Raw genomic sequence first — 20,384 nt, 5'->3', positions numbered from 1 at the left:
AGCTGTGCGCCCCTACAGATATATTGCATTTAGATGGGAATCGCTATATCAGTTATCAGTTCAAATATTTTGACTTTGCATTTTTGACTTTCGACTTCTTTAGTTACCTGCGATCGCTTCAAACGTTTTGACTTTTGACTTTTAACTTTTAACTTTCTGACTCACCAATACAAATCCTCGCGTCTTACCTGAAACCCGATCTTCTGTATCCATCGCTTGCCACAAATCCGCTGCTTTTACCCATACTGGAGGATATTTATAGCGAGAAACATCGAGAATTAAAAATCGATCTGTTTGTTGGTTATAGGCGGCGAGAGGAGAAATATGTCCGCCTCTTTCTTGTCCAATTTTGCGACGCAAGTAATTAGCTAAAACAAAGTTATTTTCTTGGCGTAAATTCTGTATTACGAGCTGACGAAACTGCTCTAGATTAGTATTAGTACTATGATAAACTTTAGCTTCTACACCATAGCTAGCGAGTAGTTGACCTAACTGTTCTAAAGTCATACCTTGACGGGCAACAACTTCAGGTGCAAGAACTTTTTTAGTTGATGCGTTATTAAAAAAGTTTGCCTGGGTAAATACTCGATAAGGTGTATATTCAGGAGCAATGGGAGCGGGAATTGAGAGGGCATTTAATACCATTACTATACTGGCAACCCCACAATATGATTGAGTATTTTGGGTAACGTACTGCGTACTTAAATCCCAAAAATCTTCCCGCGCTTTACTTTGTAGTAATAATTGTTCTCCCGTTTCGGAGTTGAAGGAGATTAAATTATTAGGTAAGGGTAGTGTCTGCGTCAATACGCTATCGCCAGCCACGAACAATGCGATCGCGCCGAGTTTGATTAAGGGCGTAATTGTCCTAATTTTAATTGTCATTTGTCAGAAGATAGCCATTACAGTTTGCCTAAACCTTTTGCAATTAGAAATTCGCGCACGACTTCCTTAATATCGCGAAATTCACCTTCGACTTGATAATTTAAATTGCGCATTTCCTCTTCATTAATCTTTCCACCTAGTTGTGCGATCGCCGGACGTAGTTTGGGATACTTTTTCAAAGTTGCCTGTCGCACGATGGGAGTTGCTTCATAAGGGGGGAAATAACCCTTATCATCTTGCAGAATCGTTAAATCTAAACGGGCGATTTGAGCATCAGTAGAGTTCCCTGCAACTATATCTACTTGTTTATCAATGATTGCCCGATAAATTAACCCCAAATCCATCACGCGAGGTGGTTTATTTAACTTAATATCGTAGGTTTTTGCTAATCCTGGAAACCCATCCTCGCGGCTGATAAATTCATAGCCGAAGGCAGCTTGCCACTGGGGTGCGTATTGGGCAGCTTGCGAGAGAGTGCGAAGATTGTGCTTGCGTGCATCTTCGCCGCGAATAATCATGGCAAAAGTATTTTCAAATCCTAAAGCTGGGGTAACTTCTAATTGAAACTGCTCGTAGCCAGATTTTACCCGCTGATAAACAGCATTTGGATCGCTAATTGGCTTTTGTTTTAAAATAGTTGTAAATGCCGTTCCCGTATATTCGATATAAGCATCAACTTGTCCGGCGAGCATTGCTTGATGGCAAACAAACGTTCCTCCTAAATCTAGACGACGAGCGACTTTTAGTCCAGTTGCAGATTCAATTTGTTGCGCTAATAGTTCGCCTAAAATATTTTGTTCAGTAAAATTTTTGGAAGCAACGATAATCTCACCGTTACCCTCAGAAGTGTTAGGATTGCAACTGGCGATCGCCAACACCAAACTCACAGTGATTAAACACAAAAGAATAAATTTTTTCATGTTTCATAATATTTGTTCTTGATAAGATTAACGGTAATTTGCTAATAATTGCGGAATGTAATCGTACCCATCTACACCGATCGCCGTCATAAATTGCGGTCGATATTGTGCCAATACTTTTTGAAAAGCATCCTGTCCCATTTGCCCTTGTAGTATAGTCAACAAACCTGCTGCTTGTCGCCACTCAGGAGAAGCAATACGCTCTAACATATACATGCCAATACAACCAACATAAATCGCTTTTTCTGTCTGTTGTAAGCCATAATATGCTTCTGCTAAGTTAACTAAGTTGAGTCCTTGAAGATACAAATCGCCGGAAGCTTGAGCGGCTTGAAATCCAGATTGAAGATAATCGATCGCAGCTTGAGGTTGAGATAAAACTAAATGCGCTGCACCAAGGCTACTGCAACATAATGACAAGCTTTGTCTGTCATTTAACTGTTGAGATAGCTTCAATCCTTGTTGTAAATAACCGATCGCCATTTCATAAACTTCTGGTTCCGATCTTTCTATAGCCTGAGCCGAATACACCTCACTGTAACCCAAATTTGCTAAAGCATTCGCCTCACCTAATTTGTCTCCCACTTGGCGACTGAGAAGTAGCGCCCGCTGGCTGTAATCAATTGCCTCTGCATACTGTTTCTTAGCCACGCAAATTCGGCTGAGATGATTTAAATCGGCAATTTCACAAGGTACATCCTCCGCAGCACGGGCAATTTCCAAAGCGCGATCGTAAAACTGGGTTGCTTGGTGATAATTGCCCACAGCCTGCTGCGAATAACCTAAAAGTGTCAAAATTCGCGCTTTTTCCTGAGTTCCTTCGACTTGTCGTAAAGGTAAATCTAAATAGTCGAGGGCAGATTGTAGGTGTCCGCCATTGAACGAAGCAAAGACACCACCGTAGAGGGGAAAGTATTGCTTTTGAGCAAAGGCGCGTAAAATTTGTAGTGCAATCTGAAAACAACCATCCGCTAGCCGTTCGCGATGGCTGGAATTGAGGCTAGTTGCTTGCATGAAGCCATTCGCTAACTCACCCCAAACTGCTGCAAACGTGAGAAAACAAGAAATTGCTAGACTTGACCCCAGCTTGGCATCATAAATTCGCTGTTCCGTCCACCCAACGAGTCCCCGTTGCAAAAACTGCAAAATCAGCGCCATTTCCACCCAATCATCGAGATGGAAATATTGCTGAGTCGTCCATTCTAATAGCGATCGCTCTAGAGCCAGAGTTTGAAATAATGCTTGTGGAATCGGACTATTAACCTGTTTTGCCCACAGCGCCCAAGGTCCCCGTTGTCCTGGTACGTTCTCAAAACCGATCGCGCTTTGCCCCCCATCGTATACCCAGCTGACTAAATATCCTTCTAAATGCTGCCAAGACTGCAAGCCGCGATCGATTCCCATCGCAACTTGTTGCACCTCCGTCGCCATTTCTGACTCGATTTCAGTTGCTTGTTGTTTTAAAGCCGCAGCTAATTGTTTGAGTTGGGCGATCGTCAGTGCTTGCTTTTGATTTGGATCGATAACTTGTAATAAATCGGCAAGTAAGTAGGCTGGTTCGGAAGCGGCGATCTGTTCCGCTGCTTTAGCGATTGCGCTAGCGGCTCGATTTTGAGCGGCGGCGCGTTCCCATTCGCTAGCGATCGTTTTGATCGCTCTTTGGGAACGAGTCGCTTTCGCTTGCTTTAATTCATCCTTTACCGTCTCGATCTCATGTTCGATCTCCATCGTGCGTTCGTCCAAACAGCGCTCGAAAATCTCTGCCGTACCGGGAACGACTTGTTGCGCTAGCATTTGATAAACTTGCTCTTTAGAACGAATTTGCCCTTTCAGGGTAATTTGTACGATCTGATCTATCAACGCCAAGTAGCGATCGCGCAGCGTCGGAGAATTGGAATGAGATAGAGAATCGGACATGATTGTTAGTAGCGGGTAGTTGGTAATTGGTAGTTGGTAATTGGTAGTTGTTGGGAGTTACCGATCGTTATCATTATCCTAACCCCTAACCCCTCACTCCTCGCTCCTGCTCCTCACCCCTCACTCCTCACTCCTATGTTCCGAAAAATTGTATTAATCGCTACGATAAGTGCGATCGCTGCCGCTCTATTTCAATTATCTAATGCGGCTCGAACGCAAAATGTCGCCCAAATTTATGTTTTTGGCGATAGCCTTTCCGATCCTGGCAATGTGTTTAAAGCTTCCCAAGGACAATTTCCACCCAGTCCACCTTATTTTCGCGGCAGATATGCAGATGGTTTAGTTTGGACGGAATATCTCGCTCAACAATTGAAATTAAACGCTAATCCCGATACTAATTTCGCTTACGGTGGCGCTACCACAGGCAATTCACAGGAAGTTCCACTAGGATTGCTAGCACAAATCGATCGCTATCGAGCTAGTCATTCCTCTACCTCTAAAAATGCTTTATATATAATCTGGGTTGGAGCCAATGATTATTTGGGAGGTGGAAATGACACAGATCGACCAGTCAATAATTCAGTTGAAGCTGTCAAATCACTGGTTCAAATTGGCGCAAAAAATATTTTAGTGGTTAATCTACCAGATTTAGGTAAACTACCAGGAACGCGCAATACACAACAATCTGAAGTACTGAGCCAACTAACTCACAAGCATAACTCTCAACTAGCTAATGCTTTGAAAAACTTACAGCAACAGCTTAAATCTGAACCCAATATTATTTATTATGATGTCAACGATCTATTTAATCGAGTTATGAACGAGCCAACTAAATTTGGCTTTCTCAATGTTATGAATACCTGTTTAAATGGCGAACTTAACCAATATATGGTTTGTCCCAACCCAGATAAATATTTATTTTGGGATGATATCCATCCCTCTACTGCTGCCCATAAATTGTTAGCAAAAACAGTTGCTAACAAGTTAAAATCTGCAACTACACAAACTCAGTCTGCTTATGCCAATTGAAAACAAGTATTAACCTGTTTTAACAGGTTTCGTCTGTGTAGTTCTGCATTTCTATTTGCGCAACATCTGAAAACTTCAGCTAGATTTTAAAGCTTCGTCTAGCACTTTTCGCGCTTCTTCTGCTTTAGCTTTTGCTTCCTGATAGCGGACATTTGCTTGAGCAAAAGTTTTCAAGACTTTAAATCCTTCCTTTAATCGGGCGATTTCTTCATCGCTAACAGATTTATCGGTAAATAGCACGTCAACCGCTTTACGAATTTCCAACGCCTCCGTGCGAGATTCTTGTACCTTCAGCTTTAAGGTAGCTAAGTTATTAAGTATCTGTACGGCTTGGGTAATTGCATCCTCATCGCTACTGAGATAATCCATCGGCTGTTCTTTGACTTCAATCAATTGCTGCGAACTAAATCCCTCCGCTAAATCGGTGGGTAGTTCCCCAGCATCGATTAGTTCCATCAGCCGATCCATCGCTTTATCGCGAGCTTTGGCTGAATCTTTACCAGAGACATTCAGGACAACTTCTGGAGCTTGAGGGAGAGTATATTTCGCCATAACCTAATTATATGCAAGAAGAGTTGCACAGCTACACTTTTGTAACAAGCGCGATCGCGTTACATGCTTTATTTTACGGTAAAAGTCAACTGTCATAGTACATGGGTATTAATTTGTCATTTGGTAATTGGTAGTTGGTAGTTGGTAGTTGCTCCTCTACCCCTCTGCGCCTCTGCTCCCAGCTCGTTCCTGCTCCCTGCTCCCTACTCTTTTAATTGGTGAAGAAAGCACGATTGAGGTTGTTGTTTGTCCGTAGTGACTAAGTTGCTCGATTAGCCTTTCGAGATGGGTCAATTATCAGCGATCGGCGACTAGTTAATTCTTTCTTACAACTTACGATTTACGATTTACGACTGAGTAATCTTATGGAAATTAGCTTACTACTACGGGGACTATCAATTGGTTTGGCGATCGCCGCACCTGTAGGACCAATTGGTATCCTCTGCATCCGCCAGTCACTTGCATTCGGTTGGCTACATGGATTTGTAGCTGGTTTAGGCGCAGCAACAGCAGATGCAATGTATGGTTGTGTGGCTGCATTTGGACTTACCTTCGTCACTAACTTCTTAATCGAACAACAGTTTTGGCTGCGGTTAGTTGGCGGTGCTTTCCTTTGCTACTTGGGAGTCAAAACATTTATCAGCATTCCATCTGAAACTGCGGCATCCACCAGAGGCAACACTCTTACTGAAGTTTATACGTCAACATGGATGCTAACACTGACAAATCCCGCTACAATCTTAGCTTTTGCAGCTATTTTTTCTGGATTAGGCTTAGCCAGCATCAAACAAAATTACCTGTCAGCAATCCTCCTAGTAGTTGGAGTTTTTTGTGGTTCTGCACTGTGGTGGCTGCTATTGAGTACTACTGTCACGCTAGCAAAGACAAAACTGAATTTGAACTGGGTTAATCGCCTCTCAGGTATCGTCATCGTAGCATTTGGGATCGTCGCATTGCTAAATTTGTGACACACGCAAAATCCCTTTGTGTCCTTCTTCTTTGCGTCTACTCTACGAGAACGCTGCGCGTATGCGCCTTTGCGCGACACAAAATCATTTTTGTAAATTTTTATATTTATCGTATAAATGTTGCACAAAAGACAGAAATTTTGCTCGATATAAGCAAATAAAATTCACTCTCGACCCGCGATCGCGAGAACATTCTATCATTTTTGCAATTAAATATTAAATTTAATGAATTTACTTAAACTAAGTTAAATGCACCCGCCAAAAATCATCAAGGGGTAGTATTTTTCGGCAGGAAAATGGTACTCTGTTCGCTTATAGCTATAAATTAAATTCTCACAATAAATCCTCATAGATTCGTTTCCATCGTTCGCGATCGCAATCTGACTGGAACTACCGATCTTTAACAGTGACCAGCGATCGGTGACCAGTGACCACGCACCACTCTTTCCTGATAACTGATAACTGATAACAGACGTTACATGTAACGTCTCTACACTGATAACTGACAACTGATTTAAAGGCTTACCTGCTGTTTTCTCGATCGATTGTTCCTGTCTGTATCGTTTGCCCAAAACACTAATCGAACTCAGGATCTATGTTACTGAGCATTGCCAATACATTCATTAGGCGACCAGTCTTAACGACAGTCTGTACCGTGGTTATTCTTTTACTGGGAGCAATTTGCATTCCGCTGTTGCCCTTGGATAAACTTCCAGAAATGGCATTAAAACAAGTTACCGTGACGGCAAATTATCTCGGTAGCGATGCCAAAACCACAGAAGAAAACGTTACCACCGTACTAGAACGACAGATCAACGGTACTGAGCGGGCTGTATATATGTCCTCTCAAACAACGAATAATGGTGACACAACCATTAACGTCTCCTTTCCTACGGAGATGGACAGAAATACCGCTCAAGTCCTCGTTCAAAACAACGTCGCCGTTGCTGAAGCAGAACTACCAGAAGAAGTGAATCGCACGGGTGTCGTTACTCAAAAACAATCTCCAACAATTACGATTGCTTATGCCTTTTATTCAGAAAAAAACGAGCAAGGTAACTATATCTACGACAACGTATTTATTAGTAATTATGTCGATCGCCTGATTTTCGACGAAATCAAACGGATCGAGGGCGTAGGCAACTTAAGAATAATTGGTGAACGAAGATATGCAATGCGGATCTGGCTCAATCCCGATGCCTTGGCTGCGAGAAATTTATCAGCTCAAGATGTCATTAACGCTATTTCCGAGCAAAACATTCAAGTAGGGGCGGGTAGAATCGGTCAGCAGCCGACCCAAGCCAAGCACGACTATGAAATCGCCTTACGCGCGATCGGTCGCTTTACGACTCCCGAAGAGGCTGAAGATATTGTCGTGCAAGTGGGTCAAAACGGGACGCTAACGCGGCTCAAAGATGTCGGTCGCGCTGAAGTTGGAGCGCAAGACTATAGCGCCACGACTCTATTTGATGGCGCTCCTTCAGTGATTTTGTTAGCTTATCAATTGCCTGGAAGTAATGCTTGGAATACAGCCAACTTAATTAAGGCAAGGATGGCGGAGTTAGAGCAAAGTTTTCCGCCCGGATTGAAAGCAACGGTTGGTTTAGACAATACGTTGTTCGTCTCAGCTTCCCTAGATGAAGCCTTTAAAACTCTGATGGAAGCGATCGCCTTAGTCTTTTTGGTAATCTTTATTTTCCTCCAAGACTGGCGCACCACAATTATTCCCGCCCTGGTAATTCCCGTGTCCTTAATTGGGGCGATGGCATTTGCTTTCATGTTTGGGTTTAGCCTGAATCAGTTAACGCTATTCGGGGTAATTTTAGCCACAGGTCTAGTTGTAGACGATGGGATTGTGGTTGTAGAAGCGATCGCCGCTAAATTATCTCAGGGAATGCGACCAGTACAAGCGGCGATTGATGCGATGGGAGAACTGACTGGAGCTATTATCGCTACATCTGTGGTGCTGATGGCAGTATTTATTCCCGTGACCTTCTTTCCAGGCACGACGGGAATTGTCTACAGACAGTTTGCCTTAATTATTGCCTTTGCGATCGCTATTTCTACCTTCAACGCTCTTACCTTTTCCCCTAGCATGTCAGCCATCATCATGCGGCGACAGCAGGAGGTACACGGACCCTTGGGCTGGTTTTTTGGCTGGTTTAATCGCGGGTTTGACTGGTTTAAAGAACAGTATGGCAAGTCAGTAGAATTTCTAATCCGCCTGCGGATGATAGTCATCCCAATTTTTCTAGCAGGCTTAATTGCTACGGGTTGGCTTTATCAGACTACACCCCAAGGATTTATTCCCGAAGAAGATCAAGGCTATTTCTTTGCGATCGCCGAAGCTCCTTCGGGTGTCTCCTTAAATTACACCACTAATCTCGTCCAAAAAGTTACTCAGATTATCAAACCCCTACCAGAAGTCGAACACGTAGTTGGGAATGCGGGCTTTGGTTTTCAAGGTAATGCTAGCAACAAAGCGCTGTTTTTCGTCAAGCTCAAAGATTGGGAAGAACGCCCCGGTGCAGACAAGTCAATTTTCGGACTACTGCAACAAATTAACCAAAAATTGCAAGCAAACGTTCCCGAAGCCAGACTAATCGCTGTCAATGCACCACCAGTGGATGGTTTAGGGAGTACGGGTGGTTTCGAGATGTACATCCAAAACCGCCAAGCCTTACCAATGGAAGCTTTGATTGACAACACGCAAAAAGTGGTCGAAGCAGCAAGAAAGCGTCCAGAGTTAGCGGGTGTATTCACTCAATTTACCTTTGGCGCGCCGATGATGGAAATTTCTATCGATCGCGAACAAGCTAAAGCCTTGAACGTCCAATTAAGCGATATTTTCAATACGATGCAGACATATTTGGGGGCGAGATATGTCAACCAATATGTCCTCGGCGGACGACTGTATCGCGTGCAAGTGCAAGCTGAAGAGACATCGCGCTCTAATCCCGACGATATCGGTCGTTTGTACGTCCGTTCTGTAGATGGGAATTCCGTACCACTGAGTAATGTGGTGAAAGTCGAGCAAATGACCTATCCACCAATTATTACTCACTACAACGTCTATCCATCGATTAACATTCAAGGCGCACCCGCTCCTGGTTACAGTACCGGACAAGCGATGACAGCGATGGAAGAGGTAGCAGAGCAAGTGTTGCAACCAGGATTCGGTTACGCCTGGACGGGAACTGCTTTTCAAGAAAAAGCTTCTGGTGGTGCTGCCCCAATTATTTTTGGTTTAGCCTTTGTGATGGTGTTCTTGGTGTTAGCGGCGCAGTACGAAAGCTACGTCGATCCCATCATCATCATGATTACCGTACCTTTAGCAATTTTAGGCGCGATCGGGGCGTTGCTACTCCGTGCCAATTTGCTCCAAGCAGGTTCGGTTTGGCCTGTTGTCAACAATAACATTTACGCTCAAGTTGCTCTCGTGATGCTGATCGGCTTAGCCAGTAAAAACGCAATTCTGATCGTAGAATTTGCCAACCAGTCAGCAGAACTAGGTATGAGCTACACCAAAGCAGCAATTCGAGCCGCAGAGGAGCGCTTGCGACCGATTCTGATGACAGCAATTTCTGGTTTAGTTGGTTTTTGGCCTTTGGTCATAGCGGCGGGTGCAGGAGCCATGAGTCGCTGGTCTTTAGGAACGGCACTATTCGGCGGCTACCTATTTTCGACGCTATTGAGTCTGTTCTTAGTCCCGGTGCTGTACGTTGTCATTAAGAATATGGAAGAAAATTTCTTGAAACCAAGTAAACCAAAACAGATTCAGCCTAAAGAAGACAGACAGCCGCAACCATTGGCTAGATGATTTGTCATTTGTCATTCGTCATTGTTGGTTAATTAATTGTGATTTCTGACTCCTGTACGGGCGGGTTTTGGACGAAGCGTTCTTGCCACAAGCCATGAATCTGTTGCTAAACCCGCCCCTACAACTACTGACTTACCCATTACCAATTACCCATTACCAAACCATGTTTCGCAACTGGACTCTTGACGACTGGATCAACCACGTTTTGTTTATAGCTACAATTCTGTATCTGTTTTACTCCTTCTTTTTGCACCACTGAGCAGTTATCAGGGAGCAGGGAGCGCACGAGTAGGGAGCAGCGACAAATGACAAATGACGAATGACAAATGACGAATGACAAAAAAACAGCAAAATAGTAATTGAGGATACATCTGTAGGAGCGATTCATGCATTCAAGCACCCAGCCGCAGGATTTGGCGTGGCAGTTCTGGCTGGCTTTACCACTCTATCCATTTGGCAAGCGGCGGACGCTTTGCACGGAAGTTGTGCGGGATACGATCTGGACGTTCGACCAGCTTCAGGGCTTTTTCTATGCGGTTGTCACGATTCGGATGACTGTTGTTAAGCTTAATGCTGGTGGTTTGTTGATCTATGCACCCGTTGCCCCAACAAAAGAGTGCATTCGCATGGTGAATGAGTTGGTGGCAAAGTATGGTGATGTGAAGTATATTATTTTGCCTACCAGTTCGGGATTGGAACACAAGATTTTTGTTGGTCCTTTCGCTCGATGTTTTCCTCAATCCCAGGTTTTCGTGGCTCCGAATCAGTGGAGTTTTCCGCTCAATTTACCGCTGTCGTGGTTGGGATTTCCCCGAAAACGCACTCAAGTACTACCGGAAAACTCTAAACAGGCTCCCTTTGGGGCAGAATTCGACTATGCCGTGTTGGATCTGGACTTAGGCAAGGGGTCTTTTGCAGAAGTCGCACTTCTCCACAAGCGATCGCGCACTCTGCTATTAACTGATTCCATCATCTCCATCCCAGAAGAACCACCCGCGCTTTTGCAGTTAGATCCGTATCCTTTGCTGTTTCATGCGAGAGATAGTGGGGACGAGGCAATGGAAGACACTCCCGCCAATCGCCGTAAGGGATGGCAGCGGATTTGCTTGTTTGCAACTTACTTCCGTCCTGGGACGGTGGAAACAGCAGGACTGGTGCAGATGTTAAGCGATGCTGCCAAAGCCAAAGAGCGATCGCGACAAGCTTACTTTGGCTTATACCCGTTCCGTTGGCAAGCAGGATGGCAGCGATCGTTCGATATGCTCCGTAGCAACGGTCGTCCGTTTGTCGCTCCAATCTTGCAAACTCTAATTTTTCCCCAAGCACCAAAACAAGTCTTAGACTGGGCAGATAAGGTAGCAACTTGGGATTTCGGGCGGATTATTAGCTGTCACCTTGACGCACCGATCGCTACAACTCCTTATGAATTCCGACAGGCTTTTGCTTGCCTAGAACAAAATCCCCGCACGAGCCAAAATGCGCCTCTACCAGAAGCAGATTTTGGATTCTTGCGGCAACTGGAAACATTTTTAGTCAGATATGGCGTTGCCACACCAGCTAAAGAGAAAGTTTAACAAACAGTTATCAGTCAGCGTACAGACGTTACATGTAACGTCTGTACAAAGTTGTCAGTTGACTTGTTCTTACACCCCACACCCCATTCTTTTCACTAGTTACTGGTTCAATGCGGCAGTATATACTTATGTCAGGAAGCGTCGCCAGACTGTGATTCATGAACTCAGAATTGTTGACAAGATTGCGCGCTTGCTGTAAGGATGAAGCGGCATTCGAGCAGATGCAACAACTTCTGATTGACAAAATTCAACCTTTAAAGCAAGAAATAGAGCGCGCGAATTTACAGGTAGAAAGGCAGAAAGCCCTGTTTAACGCGATCGCCCGACTCCGAGAACCCCTCGATCTTGAAGCGATTTTTCAAGCCACGGCTACCGAGGTGCGTCAACTTTTGGTAGCAGACCGAGTGGGAATGTTTCGCTTCTATGCTGATTCTGGTTGGAATGACGGAGAATTTGTGTCTGAGGATGTTGCCGCTGATTTTGGCTCAGCCATAGCGCAGAAAGTCCACGATCGTTGCTTTGGCGATCGATATGCCATCCATTACCAACAGGGACGGGTGCAGGCAGTTGCCGACATCTACGACGCTGGGCTGAGTGACTGCCACATTGAGATCCTCGCCCGATTTCAAGTTCGGGCTAACTTGGTCGTGCCACTCCTACAGGGACAAAATCTCTGGGGATTGCTCTGCATTCATCAATGTCGCGCCCCGCGTCAGTGGCAGGAAACCGAGATCGAATTTGTCCATCAGATTGCCAATCATCTAGGGGTGGCTCTCCAGCACGCCGAACTACTTGCAGAATTACGGGCAGAGATTGTCGAACGACAGCAAGCCGAACAACGCGCTCAAGAGTTGAATCAGGAATTGCAGCAAGCGATCGTCGAACTGAAGGCGGTGAATAAGGAATTGGAAGCCTTTAGCTATTCAGTCTCCCACGATTTGCGCGCGCCCTTACGCAGTATTGATGGCTTTAGCCAGGCATTGTTGGAAGACTGCCTTGACCAATTAGATAGCACCGGACAAGACTATCTGCACCGCATCCGCTCCGCTACCCAGCGGATGGGGCAGTTGATTGACGATCTCCTCACCCTATCGCGAGTTACTCGCAGCGAGATGAGCAGGGAATCAGTCGCTCTGAGCCGATTAGCCAGTCGTATCTGCACGGATTTACAGATGGCTCATCCAGATCGGCAGGTGGAGTTTGCAGTTCAACCTGGTTTAGTTGTCCAAGGAGATCCCCGTCTGCTGGAAGTTTTATTAGATAATTTATTGAATAATGCTTGGAAATTTACCTCTAGGCAGTTGCAGGCAAAAATTGAATTTGGGGCGATCGCACAGGAAAATGGGATTCCCGCTTTCTTTGTGCGGGATGATGGCGTAGGCTTTGACATGGTTTATGCTGACAAGTTATTTAGACCGTTCCAGCGATTGCATGGTATGAACGAATTTTTCGGTAATGGAATTGGACTTGCTACAGTGCAGCGAATCGTGCATCGGCATGGGGGACGGGTGTGGGCAGAAGGGGCATTGACACGGGGAGCAACGTTTTATTTCACGCTCTTCGCAGAGGAGGTCGAGGCATGAATGGGAATGGCGATCGCAAAGTCATTCTTCTCGTAGAAGATAATCCTGACGACGAAGCATTGGCAATCCGCGCCCTTAAACGCCATCACATCGGGAATGATATTGTCGTCGCCCATGATGGAGTCGAAGCCCTGGACTACCTGTTTGGCACGGGCATATATGCACAACGAGATGTCAGCAGTAAACCGACCGTAGTTTTGTTGGATCTAAAGCTACCTCGCGTCGATGGGCTTGAAGTTTTACGCCGTTTACGGGAAGATGAACGCACTAAACTATTGCCCGTGGTCGTCTTGACGACTTCTAGCGAAGAGCGAGATTTGCTCAATAGTTACAGCTTGGGGTGCAACAGTTATATTCGCAAACCCGTGGATTTTCTTCAGTTTTCCGAGGCAATTCGGCAATTAGGGATGTATTGGCTATTGATGAACGAACCACCACCGCTTTAGGAAAGCGCGATGAACCTTCACCTACGCATTCTAGTTGTCGAGGATTCGGAAGACGATATGCTGCTAATGCTGCGGGAACTGCGGCGGAGCGGCCATAGCGTGGATTACGAGCGGGTAGAGACTGCTGCCCAGATGCAGGCGGCGCTCGATCGCCAGTCGTGGGATATTGTCATTGCCGATTACACTCTACCTGCGTTTAGCGCTCCAGATGCCCTAAAACTATTGCAAAGCCAGCAGCGTAATTTACCGTTTATCATTGTCTCCGGTACGATTGGCGAAGAAACTGCTGTTGCTGCGATGAAAGCGGGAGCGCACGACTACATCACCAAGGGTAATTTAGCTCGGTTAATGCCTGCGGTGGAGCGAGAACTGCGCGAGGCGAAGGAACGACAAAAACGACATAACGCAGAACAGGCATTAAGAGAAAGCGAAGAACGGTTTCGTCAATTGGCAGAAAACATTGCCGAGAGCGTGTTTTGGATGTCAGACCCCAAAGCGCGTCAGCAACTCTACGTCAGCCCTGCCTACGAACGTATCTGGGGGCGATCCTGCGAGAGTTTGTATGCCAACTTTATGGAATGGTTAGAGGCAATTCATCCTGAAGATCGGCAACGCATTCAAACGAAATTCTTCGAGCAGGCTTTAGCAGGTCATTACGATGAAGAGTATCGAATTATCCGTCCCGATGGCTCGATCCGATGGATTCGCGATCGCGGTTTTCCGATCCAAAATGACTCTGGTGCATCTTACCGCGTGGTAGGCATTGCGGAAGATATTACTACTCGCAAGCTGACAGAAGCAGCCCTGCGCCACGCCCAACGTTTGGAAAGTCTGGGGACTCTAGCCAGTGGCATTGCCCACGACTTCAACAATATTCTCACTCCGATTCTGGCAACCGCTCAACTGCTATCTCTAAAACTCCCCCTAGACGAGCAGGATCGACACCTACTCCAGCTGATCGAAGACAGTGCCAAACGCGGGGCAGATTTGGTTAAGCAAATTTTAGTCTTTGCTCGTGGGGTGGAAGGCAAGCGAGTGCCATTGCAACTCAGACATATATTGTCAGAAGTCATGCACGTTGCCCGCCAAACCTTCCCCAAAACCATTGAAATTTATACAGACTTTCCCACTGCTAATCTTTGGACGGTTGCTGCCGATGCTACCCAACTGCATCAGGTATTCATGAATCTCTGCGTTAATGCCCGCGATGCCATGCCCAATGGTGGAACTCTCGGGCTTGCAGCTGAAAATAAACTCGTTGATGAAGCCTGTACTCGGATGAATCCAGAAGCTAGCCCGGGTTCTTACGTGGCGATCGCGATTTCGGATACAGGAACGGGAATTCCATCTGAACTGTTAGAGCGAATTTTTGACCCCTTTTTCACGACTAAAGAAGTAGGCAAAGGGACAGGACTGGGTTTATCCACTGCGTTAGGCATTGTGAAAAACCACGGTGGTTTTGTCAAGGTGTACAGCGAGGTGGGAAGAGGGTCGCAATTTAAAGTCTACTTACCTGCGATCGAAGATGCAGAAACTCAGCCAGCAGCAGAACTCGCGCTTTTGACTGGTAACAACGAGTTAATTCTGATTGTGGAAGACGAACTATCGATCCAACAGGTGACTCAAACCTCCTTGGAAGAGTACAATTACAGGACTCTGATTGCCAAAGATGGGATTGAGGCGATCGCTCTCTATGCCGCTCGTAAGTATGAGATCGATCTCGTGCTGATGGATGTGATGATGCCGTTGATGGATGGGTTAACTGCAACTCGCACCCTACAAAAACTCAATCCTAAAATCAAGGCGATTGTTACGAGTGGTTTAGCATCGAATAGCCTGATGGCTGAAATAACCGAAATCGGTGTCAAAGCATTTTTACCCAAGCCCTATACGACGAAAGAATTATTGGACGCAATACATAAAGTTTTGCAGCTTGATAGGTAATTGGTAATTGGTTGTTGGTAATTGGTAATTGGTAATTGGTAGTTGAGTGGTGCGTGGTGCGTGACAAGAATTTCATTTAATTCTTCTGACTCCTGTACGGGCGGGTTCACCCGAAATCTTCGTCGGAGTCAGAGAGCTTTGGTCAACCCGCCCCTACGACTCCTTCTGATAACTGATTTACAGCTCAAATTCCACTTTGACGACATCCGCAGCCCGATGCAGGTGGAAACCGAGTTTTTCGCAGACTTTTTGCATGGCTCGATTTTCGGCGAGAATTTCGCCAGTAATGCGAGCGAGTTTTTCGTCACGTCCGACCTGTAATAGACGACTCAATAATTCCGTGCCTAACCCTTGTCGCTGATGGCGATCGCCTACCAAAATAGCAAATTCTGCTTCGTTGAAGCCGTGTAATTTACTCAGACGACCAACTGCTAATATTTCTCTTGTTGAGGTTTGTGGATGATGGTACTCTGTGACTAATGCCATTTCGCGATCGTAATCGATAAAGCATATCCGCGTTAGTCTCTCGTGTGCGATTCGCTGACTTAACTTAATCAAATGAAAATAACGAAAATAGACACTTTCTTCCGATAGAGTTTGATGAAACTGCACCATTAAAGGTTCGTCTTCGGGACGAATCGGACGAATAGTAACGATCGTGCCATCTCTCATCGTCCATTGACTCACGTACTGCTGGGGATAGGGACGAATCGCCAGTTTCGGCAACCGATCTTCTGGTGTTTCCGGTGAGTGCAAAACGATCCGCGCATCCAGTGCAAGGAGGGAATCAGGACGAGCTAGCAACGGATTGATATCAATCTCCTTAATCCACCGCTGTTCGACTACGAGTTGACTGAATAATACTAAAAGTTGTTCTAGTGCTTCTAGATCGATGCTTTTTCTACCTCTGACTCCTTGCAATGCTTTGTAAATTTGGGTTTGTTCCATCATTCGGCGTGCCAGAGTGGTATTTAAGGGAGGTAGGGCGATCGCTCGATCTTTAAATACCTCCACTAACTGTCCCCCTAAGCCAAATAGCAGCGTAGAACCGAATTGTGGATCGAGACTGCTGCCAATAATCAATTCGTAACCATCCAATTTCAGCATCGGTTGAACGGTAACGCCTAAGAATAGTGGTGCGTGGTGTGTCGTGCGTGGTGCGTGGGGTTTTATAGGGGCGCACGGCTGTGCGCCCATACCGGAGTGAGGAGGATTATTTTGGACGTATTGGTTGACAGAATTTTCAATTTTGTGGTAGGCAGAACGCACGGCATCGGCATCGGGTAAATTTAACTGCACGCCGCCGACATCGGTTTTGTGGGTAATGGTTTCGCAAAAGAGTTTCAGGACGACGGGATATCCAATGCGATCGCTATATTCAACTGCTTCTGCTTCACTTCTGGCAATGTAAGTCGGAACGACGGGAATACCGTAAGCAGCTAGCACTTGCTTAGATTCAACCTCCGTCAAAATCGTGCGTCCCTGCTGTCGTGCTGTATCAATAATTTGTGTCACCAGAGAACAGCTGTTGCTATCTGCTAAATTTACTGGTAGAGCAGGAGTTTCATATATTCCCCGCAAATTGTAGCTATATCGCCACATCAGGCTGAATACGCGAGCGGCTGTATCTGGATATTGATAAGTAGGAATGCCAGCATCGTTAAGAATCTTTTCCCCGTCGATGACATCTGCACCGCCCATCCAACTCGCCAGAATCGGTTTATCTTGTAGAGACGTTACCTGTAACGTCTCTACATAAGATTTCAATGCTTCTGCCGTCTTGGTAGGGTCAGTCATGGCTTGCGGGGTTAAGATTACTAACAAACCATCACTATTTGGGTCTTTTGCTGCGACCTCTAAGGCTTGAGTGTAACGCTGGGGTTCGGCATCTCCTAAAATGTCAATTGGGTTGCTGCGGCTCCAGTGGGTAGGCAGGAATCGATTCAATTCAGTGCGAGTCTCCTCGCTTAATTCTGACAGTTCTCCCCCCATAGCAATCAAGGCATCGGTAGTTAGTACCCCAGGTCCACCAGCATTGGTCAGAATTGTCAAGCGCCGACCTTTGGGACGGGGTTGTTTTGCTAAAACCTCCGCCATATCAAATAAGTCAGAGATCCGGTTGACTTGCAACACGCCGGAACGCCGGAAAGCTGCATCTAATACCACATCGCTACCAGCTAGCGCTCCTGTATGGGAAGCCGCTGCTTTTGCTGCTGCCTCCGTCCGACCTGCTTTGAGGACGATAATTGGTTTGGTCAGTGCAACTTCCCTAGCTGCCGAAAGGAACGATCGCGCATTACCAATAGACTCCATGTAAATGACGATGCTTTTGGTATGAGGATCGTCACCGAGATAGTAAATTAAATCGCCCCAATTAACATCGAGCATGGAACCGATGGAGACAAAGGCGCTAAAACCAACATTTTCTTGCTTGCTCCAGTCGAGGATCGCCGTGCAGAGCGCTCCACTTTGGCTGATGAAACCCACATTACCAGGTCGGGCGATCGCGCTAGCAAACGTAGCATTTAAGCCTGTACGCGGACTCATCACCCCCAAGCAGTTAGGACCGACAATTCGCAGATTGCCTCGGCGTGCTTGTTCCAGCACTTGCCGTTCTAACTCGATCCCAGCTACTCCAGCTTCTTTAAATCCAGCAGAAATAATAATCGCACCTTTAACTCCTGCGGCGACACATTCTGCGATCGCCCCTGGTACGGCGGGTGCAGGAATTGCTATGACTGCGAGATCGACTGGCGCGGGAACATCTTGAATGGTGGGATAAGCTTTAATTCCCAATACGCTAGGACGTTTGGGATTGACGGGAAATACAGTCCCCCCAAAGGGATTGCTGATGAGATTCCATAGCAGGGTACGTCCGACGCTACCTTGTTTTTCGCTAGCTCCAATTACAGCAACGTTCTGGGGAGCAAAAATTGAGTTGAGGGGGTTGCTCGACTGCTCGGAGCGGAGAATGTCATGAGCGCGTTCGGCGATCGTTTGTTGTCTCACTGCGGCTCACCTTTGCTAAGTCAAAAGTTCTCTGTAGAGACGTTACATGTAACGTCTCTACACATGTAACGTCTCTACACATGTAACATCTCTACAGAAAAATGTTCGTATATAGAGTCAATAAAGTGCTGCAAAATAGGCGATCGCTCTCCCTTTCGCCATGCTACAGCAATTTCAATTTCAGGGGTTGGTTCTATAAGCGATCGATATATCACCCCGGCTCGCTGTAAATTTTGTAGAGAAGACGGTACTAGCGCCACTCCTACACCACCTGCTACTAAACTAATGCTAGTTTGTAGTTGTATTGCTTCTTGCACTGCTATTGGACTAAACTCCGTCTGTTGAAAAAATTGCCTAATTTGATTGTAAAGTCCACTACCTAAACGGGCAGGTGGCAAAACGAATAATTCTTGACTCAAGGCTCGAATTGATATTTGAGTGGATGTAGCGAGAGGATGAGTTTCTGGGATTGCGATCGCCATGCCTTCTTTTAACACGGAAACTATTTCTAACTCTATTTCTTCTAAATCGATTGGTAAGTAAAGAATACCCGCATCAATTTGCTGTTGTTGTAACTGCAAGATTTGTTGCGGCGTTGTCAATTCATGTAAATCCAATACTACCTCTGGACATCGTTCTCGAAAGGCTTTTAATAAGGTGGGTAAAACGCTATATGTCGCCGAACTATTAAACCCCAAGCTCAAAGGTCCAATTTCGCCGCGACTCGCTCGTTGTGCTGCTTCTACAGCTTGCTCGATTTGCCTAAGTAACTGTCGTACTTTTTCTAAAAATACTCGACCCGCAACAGTCAATTCTACACGTCGTTTAGTGCGATCGAATAACCTGACTTCAATTTCAGCTTCTAAATCGCGAATTTGCTGACTTAGTGGCGGTTGAGCCATATGCAGGCGTTCGGCGGCGCGACTGAAATTTAATTCCTCCGCGACAGCGATGAAATAGCGCAGGTGGCGAAGTTCCATGATGGTAATTGGTAATTGGTAATTGGTAGTTGGTGGTTGGTGGTTGTAGTTATCCTCCGTGTCTTCCTTGTCCCGACTCCCGACTCCGTATAGGCGCACAGATGTGTGCCCCTACCAACTCCCATATTTATATATTTAAAATATAAATATTTTACTAAATATATATTGGACATATGAAAAAAGCTTTTTTACAGTACAGATAAGTACGCAATGGATACATCAGATGAGTAATATCAATATTCAAATTCGATTGGCAACGGTTGAGGATTTAGAGCAAGTATTTTCGTTTATCCGTCAAAAAGCAGCATTTGATGGATATCTAGACGAACTGCAAGCAACTCCCCAGCAGTTAGAGACAACATTATTTGGGCGATCGCCCCTAGCGAGAGTATTATTGGCAGAAGTCGATAACTGCGCGATCGCATTTGCCTTATTTTTCTACACCTACTCCAGTTTTCTCGGTAAACCGAGTATCTGGCTGGACGACTTATTCGTACAGCCACATATGCGCGGACAAAGAGTCGGAACCGCATTACTCAACTACTTATCAACCCTCGCCAGCGAGAACGATTGCGGACGCATAGAATGGACAGTGAACGTCAACAACGATCGCGGCATCGAATTTTACCAAAAACAAGGCGCGCAAATTCTCAACAACCTGCGCTTGTGTCGTCTCAGTTATTAGTGACTGGGGAACAGGAGACAGGCAACGGGGAACAGTTATTTTGACTTTTGACTTTTAACTTTTGACTTTTGA

15 protein-coding genes are annotated in these 20,384 nt (G+C 45.7%); 8 read left to right on the top strand and 7 right to left on the bottom strand.

Features of this window, described 5'->3' with window-relative positions; translation table 11 throughout:
* Window positions 1-141: 141 nt before the first annotated feature.
* Genes DSM107010_RS16015 through DSM107010_RS16005 form a run of 3 tightly spaced genes read right to left on the bottom strand, consistent with a single transcriptional unit; the run spans window position 142 to window position 3,722 of the window.
* The gene (locus DSM107010_RS16015; protein ID WP_106168823.1) at window positions 142-885 is read right to left on the bottom strand and encodes a phytochelatin synthase family protein; all 744 of its coding nucleotides are present in this window, start codon (window positions 883-885) and stop codon (window positions 142-144) included.
* Window positions 886-902: 17 nt separating this feature from the next.
* A complete protein-coding gene (locus DSM107010_RS16010) occupies window positions 903-1,805 on the bottom strand; it encodes a glycine betaine ABC transporter substrate-binding protein (protein WP_106168822.1) in 903 nt (300 codons plus the stop codon).
* Between the two features lie 27 nt (window positions 1,806-1,832).
* Window positions 1,833-3,722, bottom strand: a complete 1,890-nt coding sequence (locus DSM107010_RS16005; protein WP_106217697.1) for a tetratricopeptide repeat protein — start codon at window positions 3,720-3,722, stop codon at window positions 1,833-1,835.
* 135 nt (window positions 3,723-3,857) lie between these two features.
* Here DSM107010_RS16005 and DSM107010_RS16000 point away from each other — a divergent pair, with 135 nt between their 5' ends.
* Window positions 3,858-4,751, top strand: a complete 894-nt coding sequence (locus tag DSM107010_RS16000; protein WP_106169109.1) for an SGNH/GDSL hydrolase family protein — start codon at window positions 3,858-3,860, stop codon at window positions 4,749-4,751.
* 75 nt (window positions 4,752-4,826) lie between these two features.
* Here DSM107010_RS16000 and DSM107010_RS15995 read toward each other — a convergent pair whose 3' ends face one another.
* Complete coding sequence (locus DSM107010_RS15995) at window positions 4,827-5,303, bottom strand: hypothetical protein (RefSeq protein ID WP_106169110.1); 477 nt, start codon at window positions 5,301-5,303, stop codon at window positions 4,827-4,829.
* A 365-nt stretch (window positions 5,304-5,668) separates the two neighbouring features.
* Between DSM107010_RS15995 and DSM107010_RS15990 the strand changes: the two genes are divergently transcribed.
* Entirely contained in the window at window positions 5,669-6,271 is a 603-nt protein-coding gene (locus DSM107010_RS15990) for a LysE family translocator (protein WP_106169111.1), read from the top strand.
* A 245-nt stretch (window positions 6,272-6,516) separates the two neighbouring features.
* Here DSM107010_RS15990 and DSM107010_RS15985 read toward each other — a convergent pair whose 3' ends face one another.
* Window positions 6,517-6,843: a hypothetical protein gene (locus tag DSM107010_RS15985; protein ID WP_106169112.1), complete on the bottom strand. Its 327-nt coding sequence runs from the start codon at window positions 6,841-6,843 to the stop codon at window positions 6,517-6,519.
* A 23-nt stretch (window positions 6,844-6,866) separates the two neighbouring features.
* Between DSM107010_RS15985 and DSM107010_RS15980 the strand changes: the two genes are divergently transcribed.
* The 5 genes from DSM107010_RS15980 to DSM107010_RS15960 all read left to right on the top strand — a co-directional run bounded on the left by DSM107010_RS15980 (window position 6,867) and on the right by DSM107010_RS15960 (window position 15,638).
* Window positions 6,867-10,091, top strand: coding sequence for an efflux RND transporter permease subunit (locus tag DSM107010_RS15980; protein ID WP_106169113.1), 3,225 nt, complete (start codon window positions 6,867-6,869; stop codon window positions 10,089-10,091).
* A 386-nt stretch (window positions 10,092-10,477) separates the two neighbouring features.
* A complete protein-coding gene (locus tag DSM107010_RS15975) occupies window positions 10,478-11,665 on the top strand; it encodes a DUF4336 domain-containing protein (protein ID WP_106166392.1) in 1,188 nt (395 codons plus the stop codon).
* A gap of 158 nt (window positions 11,666-11,823) precedes the next feature.
* Window positions 11,824-13,248: a GAF domain-containing protein gene (locus tag DSM107010_RS15970; protein ID WP_015154448.1), complete on the top strand. Its 1,425-nt coding sequence runs from the start codon at window positions 11,824-11,826 to the stop codon at window positions 13,246-13,248.
* Window positions 13,245-13,694: a response regulator gene (locus tag DSM107010_RS15965; RefSeq protein WP_015154449.1), complete on the top strand. Its 450-nt coding sequence runs from the start codon at window positions 13,245-13,247 to the stop codon at window positions 13,692-13,694. Before DSM107010_RS15970 ends, DSM107010_RS15965 begins: the two co-directional genes overlap by 4 nt.
* 9 nt (window positions 13,695-13,703) lie before the next feature.
* Window positions 13,704-15,638 (top strand): hybrid sensor histidine kinase/response regulator, encoded by a 1,935-nt coding sequence (locus DSM107010_RS15960; RefSeq protein ID WP_106166391.1) that lies wholly within the window; start codon window positions 13,704-13,706, stop codon window positions 15,636-15,638.
* A gap of 177 nt (window positions 15,639-15,815) precedes the next feature.
* Here the strand turns inward: DSM107010_RS15960 and DSM107010_RS15955 are convergent, their stop codons facing one another.
* Together DSM107010_RS15955 and DSM107010_RS15950 are read right to left on the bottom strand one after the other, a co-directional pair.
* On the bottom strand, window positions 15,816-18,647 hold the full coding sequence (locus DSM107010_RS15955; protein ID WP_106166390.1) for a bifunctional acetate--CoA ligase family protein/GNAT family N-acetyltransferase: 2,832 nt from the start codon (window positions 18,645-18,647) through the stop codon (window positions 15,816-15,818).
* Between the two features lie 74 nt (window positions 18,648-18,721).
* Window positions 18,722-19,726 (bottom strand): LysR substrate-binding domain-containing protein, encoded by a 1,005-nt coding sequence (locus tag DSM107010_RS15950; RefSeq protein WP_106166389.1) that lies wholly within the window; start codon window positions 19,724-19,726, stop codon window positions 18,722-18,724.
* A 124-nt stretch (window positions 19,727-19,850) separates the two neighbouring features.
* Here DSM107010_RS15950 and DSM107010_RS15945 point away from each other — a divergent pair, with 124 nt between their 5' ends.
* A complete protein-coding gene (locus DSM107010_RS15945) occupies window positions 19,851-20,312 on the top strand; it encodes a GNAT family N-acetyltransferase (protein ID WP_106166388.1) in 462 nt (153 codons plus the stop codon).
* Window positions 20,313-20,384 lie beyond the last annotated feature (72 nt).

Source organism: Chroococcidiopsis cubana SAG 39.79, assembly GCF_003991895.1.
Classification (GTDB): Bacteria; Cyanobacteriota; Cyanobacteriia; order Cyanobacteriales; family Chroococcidiopsidaceae; genus Chroococcidiopsis; species Chroococcidiopsis thermalis.
Note: the sequence above shows the minus strand (reverse complement) of the source record. Positions and strands in the feature narration are given on the sequence as shown.

Bases quoted from the DNA above. Each gene is read 5' to 3' on its own strand.
- DSM107010_RS15945 (WP_106166388.1), top strand. From the start codon at position 19,851: ATGAGTAATATCAATATTCAAATTCGATTGGCAACGGTTGAGGATTTA.
- DSM107010_RS16010 (WP_106168822.1), bottom strand. From the start codon at position 1,805: ATGAAAAAATTTATTCTTTTGTGTTTAATCACTGTGAGTTTGGTGTTG.
- DSM107010_RS15990 (WP_106169111.1), top strand. From the start codon at position 5,669: ATGGAAATTAGCTTACTACTACGGGGACTATCAATTGGTTTGGCGATC.
- DSM107010_RS15980 (WP_106169113.1), top strand. From the start codon at position 6,867: ATGTTACTGAGCATTGCCAATACATTCATTAGGCGACCAGTCTTAACG.
- DSM107010_RS16005 (WP_106217697.1), bottom strand. From the start codon at position 3,722: ATGTCCGATTCTCTATCTCATTCCAATTCTCCGACGCTGCGCGATCGC.
- DSM107010_RS15975 (WP_106166392.1), top strand. From the start codon at position 10,478: ATGCATTCAAGCACCCAGCCGCAGGATTTGGCGTGGCAGTTCTGGCTG.
- DSM107010_RS16000 (WP_106169109.1), top strand. From the start codon at position 3,858: ATGTTCCGAAAAATTGTATTAATCGCTACGATAAGTGCGATCGCTGCC.
- DSM107010_RS15965 (WP_015154449.1), top strand. From the start codon at position 13,245: ATGAATGGGAATGGCGATCGCAAAGTCATTCTTCTCGTAGAAGATAAT.
- DSM107010_RS15995 (WP_106169110.1), bottom strand. From the start codon at position 5,303: ATGGCGAAATATACTCTCCCTCAAGCTCCAGAAGTTGTCCTGAATGTC.
- DSM107010_RS15960 (WP_106166391.1), top strand. From the start codon at position 13,704: ATGAACCTTCACCTACGCATTCTAGTTGTCGAGGATTCGGAAGACGAT.
- DSM107010_RS15970 (WP_015154448.1), top strand. From the start codon at position 11,824: ATGAACTCAGAATTGTTGACAAGATTGCGCGCTTGCTGTAAGGATGAA.
- DSM107010_RS16015 (WP_106168823.1), bottom strand. From the start codon at position 885: ATGACAATTAAAATTAGGACAATTACGCCCTTAATCAAACTCGGCGCG.